The sequence below is a fragment of the Microbacterium sp. Soil_C_42 genome (genome assembly GCF_057656735.1).
Genome location: NZ_JBDGJU010000020.1, coordinates 23,956 through 38,749, shown reverse-complemented (window position 1 = coordinate 38,749; position 14,794 = coordinate 23,956). Strand labels below are relative to the sequence as shown.

Genomic DNA, 14,794 nt, shown 5'->3' with positions numbered 1-14,794 from the left:
AGCCGGTCTCAGAGCAGCTCGAGGTTGCTCTTGAGCTCGAACGGCGTGACCTGGGAGCGATACTCCTGCCACTCGCGGCGCTTGTTGAGCAGCACGTGATTGAAGACCTGCTCGCCCAGCGTCTCGGCGACGAGCTCGGACTCCTCCATGTACTCCAGCGCGTGGTCGAGGCTCGCAGGCAGCGGGGCGTACCCGAGAGCGCGGCGCTCAGCATCCGTCAGCGACCAGACGTTGTCCTCCGCCTCGGGCGGGAGCTCGTACTCGTTCTCGATGCCCTTGAGGCCCGCCGCGAGCATGAGCGCGTACGACAGGTACGGGTTCGCGGCAGAGTCGAGGGCGCGGTACTCGACGCGCGACGACTGGCCCTTGCTGGGCTTGTACAGGGGCACGCGCACGAGCGCCGACCGGTTGTTGTGACCCCAGCAGATGAAGCTGGGCGCCTCGTCGCCGCCCCAGAGCCGCTTGTACGAGTTGACGAACTGATTCGTCACCGCCGAGATCTCGTTCGCATGGCGCAGCAGGCCGGCGATGAACTGACGGCCGACCTTCGAGAGCTGGTACTGCGCTCCCTCTTCGTAGAACGCGTTGACGTCGCCCTCGAACAGCGACATGTGCGTGTGCATGCCGCTGCCGGGCTTGCCCGTCATCGGCTTCGGCATGAACGTCGCGTAGACGCCCTGCTCGATCGCGACCTCTTTGATGACGGTGCGGAACGTCATGATGTTGTCGGCCGTGGTGAGGGCGTCCGCGTAGCGCAGGTCGATCTCGTTCTGGCCCGGACCGCCCTCGTGGTGGCTGAACTCCACCGAGATGCCGAGGTCCTCGAGCATGCGGACCGAACGGCGGCGGAAGTCATGGGCGGTGCCGCCCGGCACGTTGTCGAAGTAGCCGGCCGAGTCGACCGGCTCGGGGCCCTCGGTGCCGAACGACGAGGACTTCAACAGATAGAACTCGATCTCGGGGTGCGTGTAGAACGTGAAGCCCGCGTCGGCGGCCTTCGCGAGCGTCCGCTTGAGGACGTGGCGCGGGTCGGCGACGGCCGGCTGCCCGTCGGGCGTGGTGATGTCGCAGAACATGCGCGCGGTCGGATCGATCTCGCCGCGCCAGGGCAGGGTCTGGAACGTGGTCGGGTCGGGGTGCGCCAGGAGGTCCGACTCGTACGAGCGCGTCAGACCCTCGATGGCGGAGCCGTCGAATCCGAGTCCCTCGCTGAACGCGCCCTCGACCTCGGCGGGGGCGATGGCGACGGACTTCAGCGTGCCGATCACGTCTGTGAACCACAGCCGTACGAACTTCACGCCTCGTTCTTCGATGGTCCTCAGAACGAAGTCACGCTGCTTGTCCATCGCGTCCTCTCCGGTGCCGGATCCCCCGAGGCGTCTCTACGACCGCGGTGAAAGCCAGACTACTGGTCGTCGCCGCCCTCGCCGGACACCGTGTCGGAGCCCCAGGAGTCCTCGCGTGCCTCCTCCGCCGCCCAGGCGCGCGAGCGCTCCTTGATGACCTCGGGAGCTTTCGCGGCGTCCTCGGGAGTGTCGAAGGGGCCGGCGCGATCGGGGGCCGGTGATTCGAAGCCCTTCTCGACCTCGCCGGTCTTGAGGTTGTACCAGTACTTTTCGCTGCCGCTCGTCATGGTGCACGCTCCTCGCATCGCGGTCTGGTCGCCGTCAGCATGATCCTACTGACGCCCGCCTCGTCGGCGACGGCGTCCGCGTCGATAGGCTGTCGACATGGCATCTGACGCGGCACGCGCCGTCGGCGTGGACATCGGCGGCACCGGAATCAAGGCGGGGATCGTCGATCTCGACAAGGGCGAGCTCGTCAGCGACCGCGTGAAGGTCGCGACTCCCGCCGGGGCGCACCCGCCGGACGTGCTGGCCGCGGTGCGGGAGGTGCTGTCGACGCTCGGCGTCGCCGACGACCGGTCGATTGCGCTCGGAGTCGCCTTCCCCGCGATCGTCAAGAACGGGCGCACGCTGTCGGCCGCGAACGTGTCGGACACGTGGATCGACTTCGCCGCCGAGAAGTTCTTCGAAGACGGCCTGGGCCGCGACATCCACTTCGCGAACGACGCGGATGTCGCTGGCGTCGCGGAGGTCCGCTACGGCGCCGCGAAGGACCGTCCCGGACTCACGATCCTGACAACCCTCGGCACCGGGATCGGCTCGGCGCTGCTGTACAACGGCGTGCTGGTGCCGAACTCCGAGCTCGGTCACGTGCAACGTGCCCGGCACGGGAAGGATGCCGAGGCATACGCCGCGTACTCCGCGATGGAGCGGCACGACCTCTCGTGGGAGCAGTGGGCCAAGCGGCTGCAGTGGTACTACAGCCACATCGAGTTCCTCTTCAGCCCCGACCTGTTCGTCGTGGGCGGGGGTGTGTCCAAGCACGCCGACAAGTTCCTGCACCTGCTCGACCTCACGACGCCGATCGTGCCGGCGGTCCACCGCAACAACGCGGGGATCATCGGCGCCGCGGCGCTCGCGCGCGGCTGACACGGCGGCCCGCGCCGGCCGCGGGCGACGGAGAGGGCGAATGGGCCGGCCTGTACGCCGGGTTCTGTCCGGGGGCGTGAGCCCCGTGGACGGTCATCTCTCTCGGCGACACGTTGCCGTGCCGCTCCAGCGGCCTACCCGGGGACTCGGCGGGCCGCGTCGTCATCCCCTGTCTGGCCTTGCTCCGGGCGAGGTTTACCGTGCGGGTCGCGTCACCACGACCCCGGTGGTCTCTTACACCACCCTTTCACCCTTACCCGGCCGAAGCCGGGCGGTCTGCTTTCTGTGGCACTGTCTCGCGGATCGCTCCGGGTGGGTGTTACCCACCGCCCTGCCCTGTGGAGCCCGGACGTTCCTCGGCGCAGAGCGGCGAACCGCTCGCGACGCGACCGTCCAGCCGACCCATTCGCTTGCCCGATCTTAGGCGATCCTCCCGAGGCTTGCGTGGGGAGAGAGGTTTCGCCCGGCTGAATGTCGGAGTAGAATCACGCGCGCGCTCCTCCTGGGGAGGAGGATCGTCCACCGGGCCCACCCGAGCCCGGTCACGAGCCTCTGGGGAGGCAGTTGTGAAGCGTTCATCATTCAGTGTGCTCGCAGTCCTGATCCTCGTCGCGCTGGGAGCACCGGCATCCGCTCAGGCAGATTCCGAGGATTACACGCCCAGTGAGCGTCAGACGCCGACCTTGGCCGGCTCGACCGCCGTCGGCGTATGCGACAAGGATGCGCCGTGGATATCTTTCGACGTGAGGCTCACCGACCCCGACGAGCAGGTCACGGGCAATTCAGCGAGTCTCATCCTCACCGATGGCACCAACACCTCGACCATCCCGCTGGGCACGCTCGTCGACGGCAGGCTGGCGGGCCGGGTGCTGTGGCCCGGAGCCGCGGTCAACGCCGCGGGTGAGGCGACGGGATGGCCCGGCTGGGCATTCGAGAACGGGCAGTGGGTCGAGATCGACGGCAACTTCGCGTGGACCCGCGGCAGGATCACCGCCACCATCGAGGTCAACCCCTCGGTCGTCGTGCCGTTGTCGTACCCACCGGCCACGCCACAGTGCGACGCGAATCCGCCGGGCTCACCCTCGCCGGCATCGGCCGCTCTGCCGGCGACCGGCTTGACCGCCGCTGTCGGGCCCATCGCAGCCGTCGGAGCATCGGTGGTGCTCGCCGGGCTCGTCCTGTTCCTGCTGCGACGGCGCGCAGCGCGGCGCTGACGTTCCTCGACGGCGATGGGGCGTCTGCAGAGGCGTCGCCGATGGGTCTGGGTCGGCGTGCTGTCGCTGGGTGTGCTCGTGATCGGCGCCGCCTGGCTCGGATGGCGTGTGTGGACGGTGAAGGGTGAACTGGACCAGCTCATCACGCTCTCGAGCGACGCACGGGCGGCGATCGATGCCGGCGATCCGACGGAGCTGTCGGATGCTGCGCAGGCGATGGCCGCCTCGGCAGACCGAGCATCCGCAGCCATGACGGATCCGGTCTGGCGCCTGGCCGAAGCGGTGCCCGGCGCGGGACCCAACTTCACTGCGGTGCGCGTCGTGGCGGCGGAGCTCGGCCGGATCGCGGGAGCCGCACCCGCCGTGCTGACGATCGCGCACGGGTTCGAGAACCGCGCCGACGGCGCGGTCGTGGACACCTCTCGACTGGCTGCCGGGTCCGCGGACGCCGAGGATGCGGCGACGTCGCTCGAGGCCTCGTCGACGGCGCTGGACGCGCTGCGCACCGGCGAGCTGATCGGCCCCGTGGCGCGCGGCGTGGAGAAGGCGCGCGAAGCGGTCGACGAGCTCGTGCCGCTGGCCGGCGCCGCGGCGGGCGCCGCGCGCATCCTCCCGGGCGCGCTCGGCGACGGCGGCGAGCGGTCGATCCTCGTCATGGTGCTCAATCCTGCCGAGCTGCGGACAGGCGGGGGGATCTCGGGCACCTTCGTCGAAATGCGGGCTGACGCCGGCCGTCTGACACTGGTCCGGCAGGCGGAGTCGTCCGAGTTCGCCGCCGTGACGCATCCGGTCGCGGAGCTTCCCGAAGCCACGACGGCGCTGTACGGAGACGGTGTGGGACGCTACGTGCAGAACGCTGCGATGACGCCGGACTTCGCCGCCACCGGCAGGATCGCCTCGGCGTGGTGGGCGGGCCTGACCGGTCATGCACCTGACACGGTGGTGGCGGTCGATCCCTTCGTGCTGCAGGCGCTGCTGACCGTCACGGGTCCTGTCGAGCTCTCCACGGGCGCAGTGCTGGACGCCGGCAACGTGCTCGACAGCCTTCTCGTGGACCCTTACCTGTCACTGACCTCGGATGAGCAGACGTCGCTGTTCTCGAGTGCGGCGGAAGCGGTGTTCACTCGTCTCGCATCCGGGTCCGTCGATCCGCTCGCACTCCTGCGGGCACTGGAGCAGCCCGCCGCTGACGGGCGGCTGTCCGCCTGGAGCGCGCATCCGGTGGAGCAGCGGCTTCTCGAGCACAGCGTCCTCGGTGGCCCTCGAGCGCGGCAGGATGCTGCGGGCCCGGGCGCGTTCGCCGTGTACTTCAACGACGCGACCGGCGGCAAGATGGCGGACTATCTGGACATCGCCGTCGAGACGCGGACGATCGGCTGCCGCGGGGACGGCATCGCGGAGGTCGCGGTCACCCTGACGATGGCCAGCCGCGCACCCGCGGACGTCGCCTCGCTGCCGGTGAGCGTCACCGGAGGCGGACACTTCGGGGTCGGTGTCGGCGACATCGGCACCAACGTCACGGTCACCGCTCCCGCGGGTTCGTACGTCGGCGCCGTGGATGTCAAAGGCGAGCCCTACCCGGCGCCGACGGCGATCGACGTCGACCGGGCCGCCAGCACCGCGCGGGTGAACCTGTCACCCGGTGAGGCGAATGTGCTCGAGTTCCGATTCCTGATGCCCCGGAGCGGCGCCGAATCCCTGGCCATCGTGCACACGCCGCTCATGAATCCGGCAGAGGTGCGCATCGGCGAAGGTTGCGCTGGGGACATCAGTCCTTGAGCGCGGTCTCGGCGATGCGCACGTCGAGCCGGAAGTCGAGCGGGAAGCCGCCGAAGAGCAGGTGCCCGGCGGTGGCCGCCGCCTCCGTCACCGCTTGAGCGGCAGCATCCGCGTGCTCCTCGGGTGTGTGCACGATCACCTCGTCGTGGAGGAAGAACGCGAGATGCGGCTGTCGCGCGAACGCAGGTCCGGAGCGCGGCGCGCCCCGCTCCGCGGGCACGGACGGGAGGGCGGCCAGCCGCCCGCGGAGGTCGGCCAGCCACACGAGCGCCCACTCGGCGGCGGTGCCCTGCACGACGAAGTTGCGCGTGAACCGGCCCCGATCGCGCGCCCAGCGCCGGGCGCGGGCCTCGTCGGCTCCGGATGCCTCGGCTTCGGTCGCGCGCGACTGCGCCGCCGACCAGTCCGGTGACGGCGCGGGCGACGTGCGTCCGAGCCACGTGGAGACGATGCCGCCGTCCTCGCCGGTGCGCGCGGCGTCGTCGACCAGCCCCATCGCGCGGGGGTACGCGCGACGCAGACGGGGGACCAGCCGGCCGGACTCCCCCGTCGTGGCGCCGTACATCGCGCCGAGGAGAGTGATCTTCGCCTCCTGCCGGGTCGCCACCGCGCCGCTGTCGACGATCCCGGCGTAGAGGTCGCGTCCGCGTGCCGCAGCCGCGAGCGCGGTGTCGCCCGACATCGCCGCGAGCACGCGCGGCTCGAGCTGCGCGACGTCGGCGACGACGAGCCGCCAGCCTGGGTCGGCGCGCACGGCCTCGCGCAGCTGGCGCGGCAGCTGCAGGGCTCCCCCGCCCGACGACGCCCAGCGCCCGGTGACGACTCCGCCCGGCACGAAGACGGGACGGAACCGGCCGTCGCCGACCCACTCGGCCAGCCACGTCCACCCGTTCGCCGACAGCAGTCGCGCGAGCTTCTTGTACTCGAGGAGCGGTTCGATGACGGGATGCCGCTGCTCGGCGAGCTCCCATCGGCTCGTGGAGTCGACGAGAACCCCGGCGCGGTGCAGCGACCGCAGCAGCTTCGGCTGCGAGTCGAGACTCGCCGCGGGGTCGCCCAGTGCCGCGCGGACGCGCTCCGCCGCGGCGGCGAGCTTGGCGGGCTGCGCGCCGCCGGGGCGGCGCTGCCCGAGCGTCTCGACGAGGATGCGGTCGTGCGCCTCGGCGTCCCACGGAAGTCCCGCGGCGCGCATCTCCGCGGCCACGAGCGCGCCCGCCGATTCGGCCGCCGTCAGCAGCCGCAGGCGGCCGGGTTCGGTGCTGCCGGCTATCGCGTCGCGCTGCCGCACGAACTCGGCCAGCGCCGCGTCGGCGTCCGCGGGCGGACCGGAGGGCCGCCCGACGGCGTCCAGCTCGAACAAGGCCGGCGCGGACTCTTCGGCCTCGACGTGCGGGGCGGCGTCCCACTCCCGCGACCGTCTCACCGGAGCCGTCTCGGGCACCAGCGCGGAGTCGCGGAGGATCGCGTGGCACAGGCGCAGGTCATGGCACCGGGCCACGCGGATGCCGTCGGCGAGCAGCGCGGCGTACCACTGCGGGGTGTCGTGCCAGACCCATCGGGGTGCCCAGCGGATCTCGGCGTCCGAGATCCACGACGTCAGCGCGCCGCTGCCGATCTCCTCGCGCCCGACCTCGTGAGCGTTCGCGTCGAGCAGGATGACGGAGGCACCGCGTTCGGTCCGCCCGAGGACGATCCAGCCCGGGGCGTCAGACACGCCCACCGCAAGAGGGACGTGGTGCGATCACAGCCCGGATTCGTCGTCGCGGACGAGGATGCAGCCGCACTCCGGGCACATCACGACGTCGTTCTCGCCGGCCTGGCGCAGCGCGTGCAGGTCGGTGCCGGCGAGCACCATGTGGCAGCCCTCGCACGTGCGACGTCGCAGGAACGCGGCACCGGCGCTGCGGACGGCGAGGCGGTCGTACAGGGCGAGGAGGTCTGCCGGGAGGCCGCCGGCGACGGCCGCGCGGTCACGGGTGGCGGCGTCGAAGGCCGCGGTCGCCTCGGCGACGGCGCGCTTGCCTTCGGCGCTCAGCTCGGCACCCTCGGCGTTGGTCGCCGCGATGAGCGACTCCTGCTCGGCGACGGCGGCGTCGGCGATCTCGAGCCGCTCCATGACGGCGAGCTCCGCGTCTTCGAGGTCGTTCTTCCGGCGGGCGAGGGCGGCCAGCTCGCTCTCGAGCCCCTGTGCCTCCTTCGAGTTCGTCGAGGCGGCGAGACGGTCCGAGTCGCGAGCCGCGCGGGCGTCCACGACGGCGACGTCGGACTCGATGCGCGACAGTTCCGTGCGCAGATCGTCGCGGGCGCCGAGGCGCGCGCCGAGCTCCTGCGAGAGCTCCTGACGCCGGCCCAGCAGCTCCTGCACCCGACCGGCCTGAGGCGGGTTCTTGCGTGCGTTGTCGGCCTGGCGGATGCGGGCGTCGAGCTGGGCGACCTCGACGAGGCGGCGCTGGTCTGCGGGGCTGGCGTTCACGTCACCAACCTACCGTGGGGCATCGACGGCGCGAGCGGTGGGGACTAGCATTCGACGACCGGCCCCTCCGAAGACGAAAGGCGCGAACCATGGGCGTTCTCCGCACCAAGTCCGTCGAGCAGTCGATCGCCGACACCGACGAACCGGAATTCCGACTCAAGAAGTCCCTGTCGGCCCTCGACCTCACCGTCTTCGGCATCGGCGTGGTCATCGGCGCCGGCATCTTCACCCTCACCGGCCGTGCCGCGCACGAGGTTGCGGGCCCCGCCATCGTGATCAGCTTCGTGGTGGCCGCGATCGCCTGCACGCTCGCGGCGCTCTGCTACGCCGAGTTCGCGTCGACGGTGCCCGTGTCGGGGTCCGCCTACACGTTCTCCTACTCCTCGCTCGGCGAGCTGTTCGCCTGGATCATCGGGTGGGACCTCATCCTCGAGATGTTCCTGGGTGCGAGCGTGGTCGCGCAGGGATGGAGCGCGTATCTCGGCACGCTCTTCGAGCAGCTCGGGATGCCGATCCCCGCCGAGATCGGATACGGCGGCACCGTCGACCTCATGGCGATCCTCCTCGTCCTCGTGCTCGGCGGCCTGATGACCTTCGGGATCAAGGAATCGCTGCGCGTCAACATGGTGCTCGTCGCCGTGAAGCTCTTCATCGTCCTGTTCGTGATCGTCGCGGGCCTCCTGTTCGTGAATCCGGCGAACTGGTCGCCGTTCGTGCCGGCGCCCGCGCCGAGGGAGACCGCGACGGGACTGAGTCAGCCGCTGCTGCAGTTCTTCTCCGGCGTCGAGCCCACCGCGTTCGGCGTCGGGGGCATCTTCGCCGGCGCCGCGCTCGTGTTCTTCGCCTACATCGGATTCGATGTCGTCGCGACCACAGCGGAGGAGACCCGCAACCCGCAGCGCGACCTGCCGATCGGCATCATCGCGTCGCTGGTGATCTGCACGCTGCTGTACTGCGCCGTCGCGCTGGTGGTGACGGGGATGGTCCCCTACCAGGACCTCGACCCGGCGGCCGCTCTCGCCAACGCCTTCGCCTTCCACGGCGCGACGTGGATGGCGACGCTGATCTCGGCGGGCGCCGTGGCCGGTCTCACCACGGTCGTGCTCACGCTGCTGATCGGGGCGACGCGCATCATCTTCGCGATGTCGCGTGACGCGCTCCTGCCCGTTCGGCTCGCGAAGGTGCACCCGCGGTTCCGCACGCCGTGGGTCATCTCGATCCTCGTCACGATCATCGTCGCCGTCGTCGCGGGCTTCACGCCGATCGGCCTGCTCGAGGAGATGGTGAACATCGGCACCCTGTCGGCGTTCGTGCTCGTGTCGATCGGCGTCATCGTGCTGCGGCGCAAGCGCCCGGACCTGCACCGCAGCTTCCGCGTGCCGCTCAACCCGTGGCTTCCGGCGCTGTCGGCGGCGATCTGCATCTACCTGATGCTCAATCTCACCGTCGAGACGTGGTTGCGATTCCTGGTGTGGCTCGCCATCGGCTTCGTGATCTACTTCGCGTACTCGCACCGGCACTCCAGGATCGGCCAGCCCGGCTACGAGGAGTTCGCGCTGCCGCACGTCGTCTCGCACCAGCGGGACGACGGCGATCGGGGCGGAGACCCCGATCAGCGGGCGGATGGGTCCTGAAGGGACTTCGGTGGGCCCTGCCGGGATCGAACCGACGACATCCACGGTGTAAACGTGGCGCTCTACCAGCTGAGCTAAAGGCCCTCGCGGCCAGTCTACGAGGTGCGTCCGCACCGTCTCGAACTCGCTAGGCTGGCAGGTGGTGCGTTTGTGCAGGGCAGACAACGCCCGCGCCGCTCCGGTAGCGATTACCTGGCACGATCTGCCAGACGACGAAAGGTCTTCTGTGACTGTCAACGATCAGGATCCGTACTCGCAGGAACCCCTCGACAGCGATCCCGATGAGACCTCCGAGTGGCAGGAATCCCTCCAGCAGCTCGTGCAGGCGAAGGGCCACGGACGTGGCCGCGAGATCATGCTGAGCCTGCTGCAGACCTCCCACGAGCTGCAGCTCAACGTTCCGCAGGTTCCCACGACGGACTACATCAACACGATCGCCCCCGATAACGAGCCCGAGTTCCCGGGCGACGAGGAGCTCGAGCGCCGGTACCGTCGGTGGATCCGCTGGAACGCCGCGGTCACGGTGCACCGCGCCCAGCGTCCCGGCATCGGCGTCGGCGGTCACATCTCGACGTACGCGTCCTCCGCGTCGCTGTACGAGGTCGGCTTCAACCACTTCTTCCGTGGTCTCGACGACCCGACCGGTGGCGACCAGATCTTCATCCAGGGTCACGCCTCTCCCGGCATCTACGCCCGGTCCTTCCTGGAAGGCCGCCTGAGCTCCGAGCAGCTCGACGGCTTCCGCCAGGAGAAGTCGAAGGCACCCCACGCGCTTCCGTCCTACCCGCACCCGCGCCTCATGCCGGAGTACTGGCAGTTCCCGACGGTGTCGATGGGGCTCGGACCGATCAACGCCATCTACCAGGCGATGTCGAACAAGTACCTCACCAATCGCGGCATCAAGGACCTGTCGAACTCGCACGTGTGGGCATTCCTCGGCGACGGCGAGATGGACGAGGTCGAGAGCCGCGGACAGCTGCAGGTCGCGGCCAACGAGGGTCTGGACAACCTCACGTTCGTCGTCAACTGCAACCTCCAGCGCCTCGACGGCCCGGTGCGCGGCAACGGCAAGATCATCCAGGAGCTCGAGAGCTTCTTCCGCGGCGCCGGATGGAACGTCATCAAGGTGGTCTGGGGCAGCGGGTGGGACGAGCTCCTCGCCAAGGACACCGACGGCGCCCTTGTGCACCTCATGAACACCACGCCGGACGGCGACTTCCAGACGTATCGCGCGGAGGACGGTGCGTTCATCCGCGAGCACTTCTTCGGGCGCGACGAGCGCACGGCCGCTCTCGTGAAGGACTGGTCGGACGACGACATCTGGGGCAAGCTCCGCCGCGGCGGCCTGGATTACCGCAAGGTCTACGGCGCGTACAAGGCCGCGACCGAGCACAAGGGTCAGCCCACCGTGATCCTCGCCAAGACGATCAAGGGCTACGGCCTCGGGCATCACTTCGAGGGCCGCAACGCGACCCACCAGATGAAGAAGATGACCCTGCAGGACCTGAAGTACTTCCGCGACTCGATGCGGATCCCGGTCTCGGACGCGCAGCTCGAGGAGAACCCCTACCTGCCGCCGTACTACAACCCCGGATCGAACGACGAGACCATCCAGTACATGCTGGAGCGCCGCCGCGCGCTGGGCGGCTTCCTCCCGGAGCGTCGCTCGCACCACGTCGGGCTGCAGCTGCCGGGCGACGACGCATACGCGCTGCCGAAGAAGGGCTCGGGCACGCAGGAGATCGCCACGACGATGGCGTTCGTCCGTCTGCTCAAGGACCTCCTCCGCGCGAAGGACTTCGGCCACCGGATCGTGCCGATCATCCCCGACGAGGCGCGAACCTTCGGCATGGACGCGTTCTTCCCCTCGGCGAAGATCTACAACCCGCACGGCCAGAACTACACCTCGGTCGACCGCGAGCTGCTCCTGGCCTACAAGGAGAGCCCGCAGGGCCAGATCGTCCACGTCGGCATCAACGAGGCGGGCGCGGTCGCCGCGTTCACCGCGGCGGGCACCTCGTACGCCACGCACGGCGAGCCGCTCATCCCGGTGTACGTCTTCTACTCGATGTTCGGGTTCCAGCGCACCGGCGACGCGCAGTGGGCGGCGGGCGACCAGATGGCGCGCGGCTTCATCATCGGCGCCACCGCCGGACGCACGACGCTGACCGGTGAGGGCCTCCAGCACGCCGACGGGCACTCGCTGCTGCTCGCCTCGACCAACCCGGCGACCGTGTCGTACGACCCGGCCTACGGGTACGAGATCGCGCACATCGTCCGCTCGGGCATCGAGCGCATGTACGGCGGCAACCACCCCGACCCCAACGTCATGTACTACCTCACGGTGTACAACGAGCCGCTGGTGCAGCCGGCCGAGCCCGAGGGCGTGGACGTCGACGGCATCGTGCGCGGCATCCACCGCGTCTCGACCGCCGAGGGCGAAGGCCCCAAGGCCCAGCTGCTCGCGTCGGGCGTGGGCGTGCCGTGGGCGCTCGAGGCGCAGCAGCTGCTGCGCGACGACTGGGGCGTGCAGGCCGACGTCTGGTCGGTCACCTCGTGGAGCGAACTGCGCCGCGACGGCCTGGCCGCCGATGAGCACAACTTCCTCCACCCGGAGGACGAGCCGCACACCGCCTACCTGACCGAGAAGCTGAAGGACGCCGCCGGCCCAGTGGTCGCGGTCAGCGACTTCATGCACGCGGTCCAGGACCAGATCCGTCCGTGGGTGCCGAACCGCTTTGCGACGCTCGGTGCCGACGGCTTCGGCTTCTCCGACACGCGCGCCGCGGCCCGTCGCTTCTTCAAGATCGACGGACCCTCGGTCGCGGTCCGCACGCTTCAGGCTCTGGCCGAAGAGGGCGCCGTCGACCGCAGCCTCGCCGCGCAGGCGATCCAGAAGTACCGTCTGCACGACGTGACCGCCGGTACGAGCGGGAACGCGGGCGGCGAGAGCTGACCTGCGGATGGGCAAGTCCACCGAGGTGATGGACAAGGTCGAGACGCTCGCCTGGCTGCGACGCATCTCCGGCGACCTCGCGACCGTCACCATCAAGCGCCTCGAGGAGACGCTGCCCTGGTACGCCGAGATGCCACCGGCCCGACGGTCCGCCGTCGGGCTGGTGGCCCAGGCCGGCATCACCTCGTTCATCCAGTGGTACGAGGACCCCGCCTCGACGCCGTGGATCGCGGCCGACATCTTCGCGGCCGCCCCGCGCGAGCTGCTGCGCAGCGTCAGCCTGCAGCAGACTCTGCAGCTCATCCGCGTCACCGTCGAGGTGACGGAGGAGCGGGTCGCGGGCAAAGGCGAGCACCTGCGCGAGGCGATCCTGCTGTACTCCCGCGAGGTGGCGTTCGCCGCTGCCGACGTCTACGCCCGCGCAGCCGAGGCGCGGGGCCTCTGGGATGCGCGCCTCGAGGCGCTCGTCGTCGACTCGATCCTCACGGGCGAGGCCGACGAGGAGCTGCCGAGCCGCATCGCCGCCCTGGGCTGGCACGGCCACGGCGAGGTCGCGGTGCTCGTCGGCACGACTCCCCCGCAGTTCGACGTCGATCAGCTCCGTCGTACGGCGCGCAAGCTCGGTGTCGACGTCCTCATCGGTGTGCAGGGCTCGCGCCTCGTGCTGGTCGTCGGGCGCTCCGAAGCGTCGACCGGCTCGGACGACGCCGTGGCCGACCTTCCCTTCGCCGAGATCGCGCGCCGCCTGGAGCCCGGCTTCGGCGCCGGGTACCTCGTGCTCGGCCCGACGGTGCCGGCGCTCGTCGACGCGAGCCAGAGCGCGCGCGCCGCCCTCGCCGGATTCGCCGTCGCGCGCGCTTGGCGTCACGCGCCCCGCCCCGTGGAGGCTGACGACCTCCTCCCCGAGCGCGCCCTCGCCGGCGATCCTCTGGCCAAGCTCACCCTCGTCGAGCGCATCTACCGCCCGCTCCAGGCTCACAGCGCCGACCTCGTATCGACGCTCTGGGCCTATCTCGACAACGGCCGTTCGCTCGAGGCCACCGCTCGCGAGCTGTTCGTGCACCCGAACACGGTGCGCTACCGCCTCAAGCGGGTGTCCGAGGTCATCGGCTGGGACGCCACCGGCCCCCGCGAAGCCCTGATCCTGCAGACGGCGCTGATCCTCGGATCGATCGGGACGGATGCCTCGCGCCGCCGTCCGCCGCCCCGACGCAACCCCGCGTGATCTCTCCGTCGGTGTGGGCCGCGCACAAAGCAGCGCGTGATTCTTGTGACGGTGTCGCCAGAACGACCTTTCTGATCCTTGGCAGGATGGAACAGTGAGAATCGCGGTCTTCCCGGGGCAAGGCTCCCAGTCCCCCGGCTTCCTGACTCCCTGGCTCGAATCGGACGGCGCGGCGGATCGCCTCGCTCAGTACTCCGAGTGGTCCGGCGTCGACCTCGTCGCAGCCGGCACCGAGTGGGACGCCGACCAGATCCGCGACACCCGGGTGGCCCAGCCGCTCATCGTCGCCGCCAGCCTGCTGTCGTGGAACGCGCTGCCCGACCGTGAGCGCATCGGCGGTGTCGCCGGGCACTCCGTCGGCGAGTTCGCCGCCGCCGCGGCGGCGGGCGTCCTCAGCGAGGAATCCGCACTCACGCTCGTCGGTATCCGCGGCCGCGCGATGGCGGAGGCCGCAGCGGCCGCCGAGACCGGCATGAGCGCCGTGATCGGCGGCGACGAGGCATCCGTCCTCGCCCGCCTCGCAGAGCTGGGCCTCTCCCCCGCGAACTACAACGGCGGCGGCCAGCTCGTCGTCGCCGGCGCGATCGACGCGCTCCAGGCCCTCGCGACCGAGCCGGTCGCCGGAACCCGCGTGATCGCGCTCCAGGTCGCGGGAGCCTTCCACACTCAGTACATGGCGCCCGCCGTCGAGGCTCTGCGTGCGGCCGCGACCGACCACGACGTCTCGGACCCGGGCGTCACCCTGTGGACCAACCGCGACGGCTCCGCCGTGGAGTCCGGCCGTGCGTTCGTCGACCTTCTCGTCGACCAGGTCGCCTCGCCGGTGCGCTGGGACCTCTGCATGGCGTCTTTCGCCGACGCCGGCGTCTCGGGCATCGTGGAGCTGTCCCCCGCGGGCACGCTGGTCGGGCTCGCGAAGCGCGCGCTCCGCGGCGTTCCCGCCGTCGCCGTCAAGACGCCCGCTGACCTGGAGGCCGCCGCCGCGCTGGTGGCCGCCGACGCCTGACCGGAGTACCCC

General features: G+C 70.4%; 11 protein-coding genes, 1 tRNA gene and 1 other RNA gene. 7 read left to right on the top strand and 6 right to left on the bottom strand.

The window, feature by feature from the left end; translation table 11 throughout:
• Positions 1–8 precede the first annotated feature (8 nt).
• Both glnA and AC3A46_RS12740 read right to left on the bottom strand, forming a co-directional pair.
• On the bottom strand, positions 9–1,346 hold the full coding sequence (gene glnA, locus AC3A46_RS12745) for a type I glutamate--ammonia ligase (protein ID WP_056367346.1): 1,338 nt from the start codon (positions 1,344–1,346) through the stop codon (positions 9–11).
• Between the two features lie 59 nt (positions 1,347–1,405).
• A complete protein-coding gene (locus tag AC3A46_RS12740; RefSeq protein WP_487665512.1) occupies positions 1,406–1,633 on the bottom strand; it encodes an SPOR domain-containing protein in 228 nt (75 codons plus the stop codon).
• A 97-nt stretch (positions 1,634–1,730) separates the two neighbouring features.
• Here AC3A46_RS12740 and ppgK point away from each other — a divergent pair, with 97 nt between their 5' ends.
• Positions 1,731–2,495: a polyphosphate--glucose phosphotransferase gene (gene ppgK, locus AC3A46_RS12735; protein ID WP_487665511.1), complete on the top strand. Its 765-nt coding sequence runs from the start codon at positions 1,731–1,733 to the stop codon at positions 2,493–2,495.
• Between the two features lie 37 nt (positions 2,496–2,532).
• Here ppgK and rnpB read toward each other — a convergent pair.
• Positions 2,533–2,900: RNase P RNA component class A (gene rnpB / locus AC3A46_RS12730), an RNA gene on the bottom strand.
• Between the two features lie 161 nt (positions 2,901–3,061).
• On the opposite strand from rnpB, the gene AC3A46_RS12725 reads away from it, so the two are divergent.
• A complete protein-coding gene (locus AC3A46_RS12725; RefSeq protein WP_487665510.1) occupies positions 3,062–3,709 on the top strand; it encodes an LPXTG cell wall anchor domain-containing protein in 648 nt (215 codons plus the stop codon).
• A 15-nt stretch (positions 3,710–3,724) separates the two neighbouring features.
• Positions 3,725–5,488, top strand: a complete 1,764-nt coding sequence (locus tag AC3A46_RS12720; RefSeq protein ID WP_487665509.1) for a DUF4012 domain-containing protein — start codon at positions 3,725–3,727, stop codon at positions 5,486–5,488.
• Here the strand turns inward: AC3A46_RS12720 and AC3A46_RS12715 are convergent.
• Together AC3A46_RS12715 and AC3A46_RS12710 are read right to left on the bottom strand one after the other, a co-directional pair.
• On the bottom strand, positions 5,478–7,202 hold the full coding sequence (locus AC3A46_RS12715) for a bifunctional 3'-5' exonuclease/DNA polymerase (protein WP_487665508.1): 1,725 nt from the start codon (positions 7,200–7,202) through the stop codon (positions 5,478–5,480). The two genes, AC3A46_RS12720 and AC3A46_RS12715, sit on opposite strands and share 11 nt — an antisense overlap.
• 27 nt (positions 7,203–7,229) lie before the next feature.
• Positions 7,230–7,961 carry a zinc ribbon domain-containing protein gene (locus AC3A46_RS12710; protein WP_487665507.1) on the bottom strand — a complete coding sequence of 244 codons (732 nt, stop codon included), beginning with the start codon at positions 7,959–7,961 and terminating at the stop codon, positions 7,230–7,232.
• Positions 7,962–8,050: 89 nt separating this feature from the next.
• Between AC3A46_RS12710 and AC3A46_RS12705 the strand changes: the two genes are divergently transcribed.
• Positions 8,051–9,595 carry an amino acid permease gene (locus AC3A46_RS12705; protein WP_487665506.1) on the top strand — a complete coding sequence of 515 codons (1,545 nt, stop codon included), beginning with the start codon at positions 8,051–8,053 and terminating at the stop codon, positions 9,593–9,595.
• 11 nt (positions 9,596–9,606) lie between these two features.
• Here the strand turns inward: AC3A46_RS12705 and AC3A46_RS12700 are convergent.
• Positions 9,607–9,679: transfer RNA gene (locus tag AC3A46_RS12700), tRNA-Val, on the bottom strand.
• Between the two features lie 142 nt (positions 9,680–9,821).
• Here AC3A46_RS12700 and aceE point away from each other — a divergent pair.
• From aceE to AC3A46_RS12685, 3 genes are all read left to right on the top strand, one after another.
• On the top strand, positions 9,822–12,551 hold the full coding sequence (gene aceE, locus AC3A46_RS12695) for a pyruvate dehydrogenase (acetyl-transferring), homodimeric type (protein ID WP_487665505.1): 2,730 nt from the start codon (positions 9,822–9,824) through the stop codon (positions 12,549–12,551).
• 7 nt (positions 12,552–12,558) lie between these two features.
• Positions 12,559–13,776, top strand: a complete 1,218-nt coding sequence (locus AC3A46_RS12690; protein WP_487665504.1) for a PucR family transcriptional regulator — start codon at positions 12,559–12,561, stop codon at positions 13,774–13,776.
• A 94-nt stretch (positions 13,777–13,870) separates the two neighbouring features.
• Positions 13,871–14,782: an ACP S-malonyltransferase gene (locus AC3A46_RS12685; RefSeq protein ID WP_487665503.1), complete on the top strand. Its 912-nt coding sequence runs from the start codon at positions 13,871–13,873 to the stop codon at positions 14,780–14,782.
• The last annotated feature ends 12 nt before the right edge of the window (positions 14,783–14,794 follow it).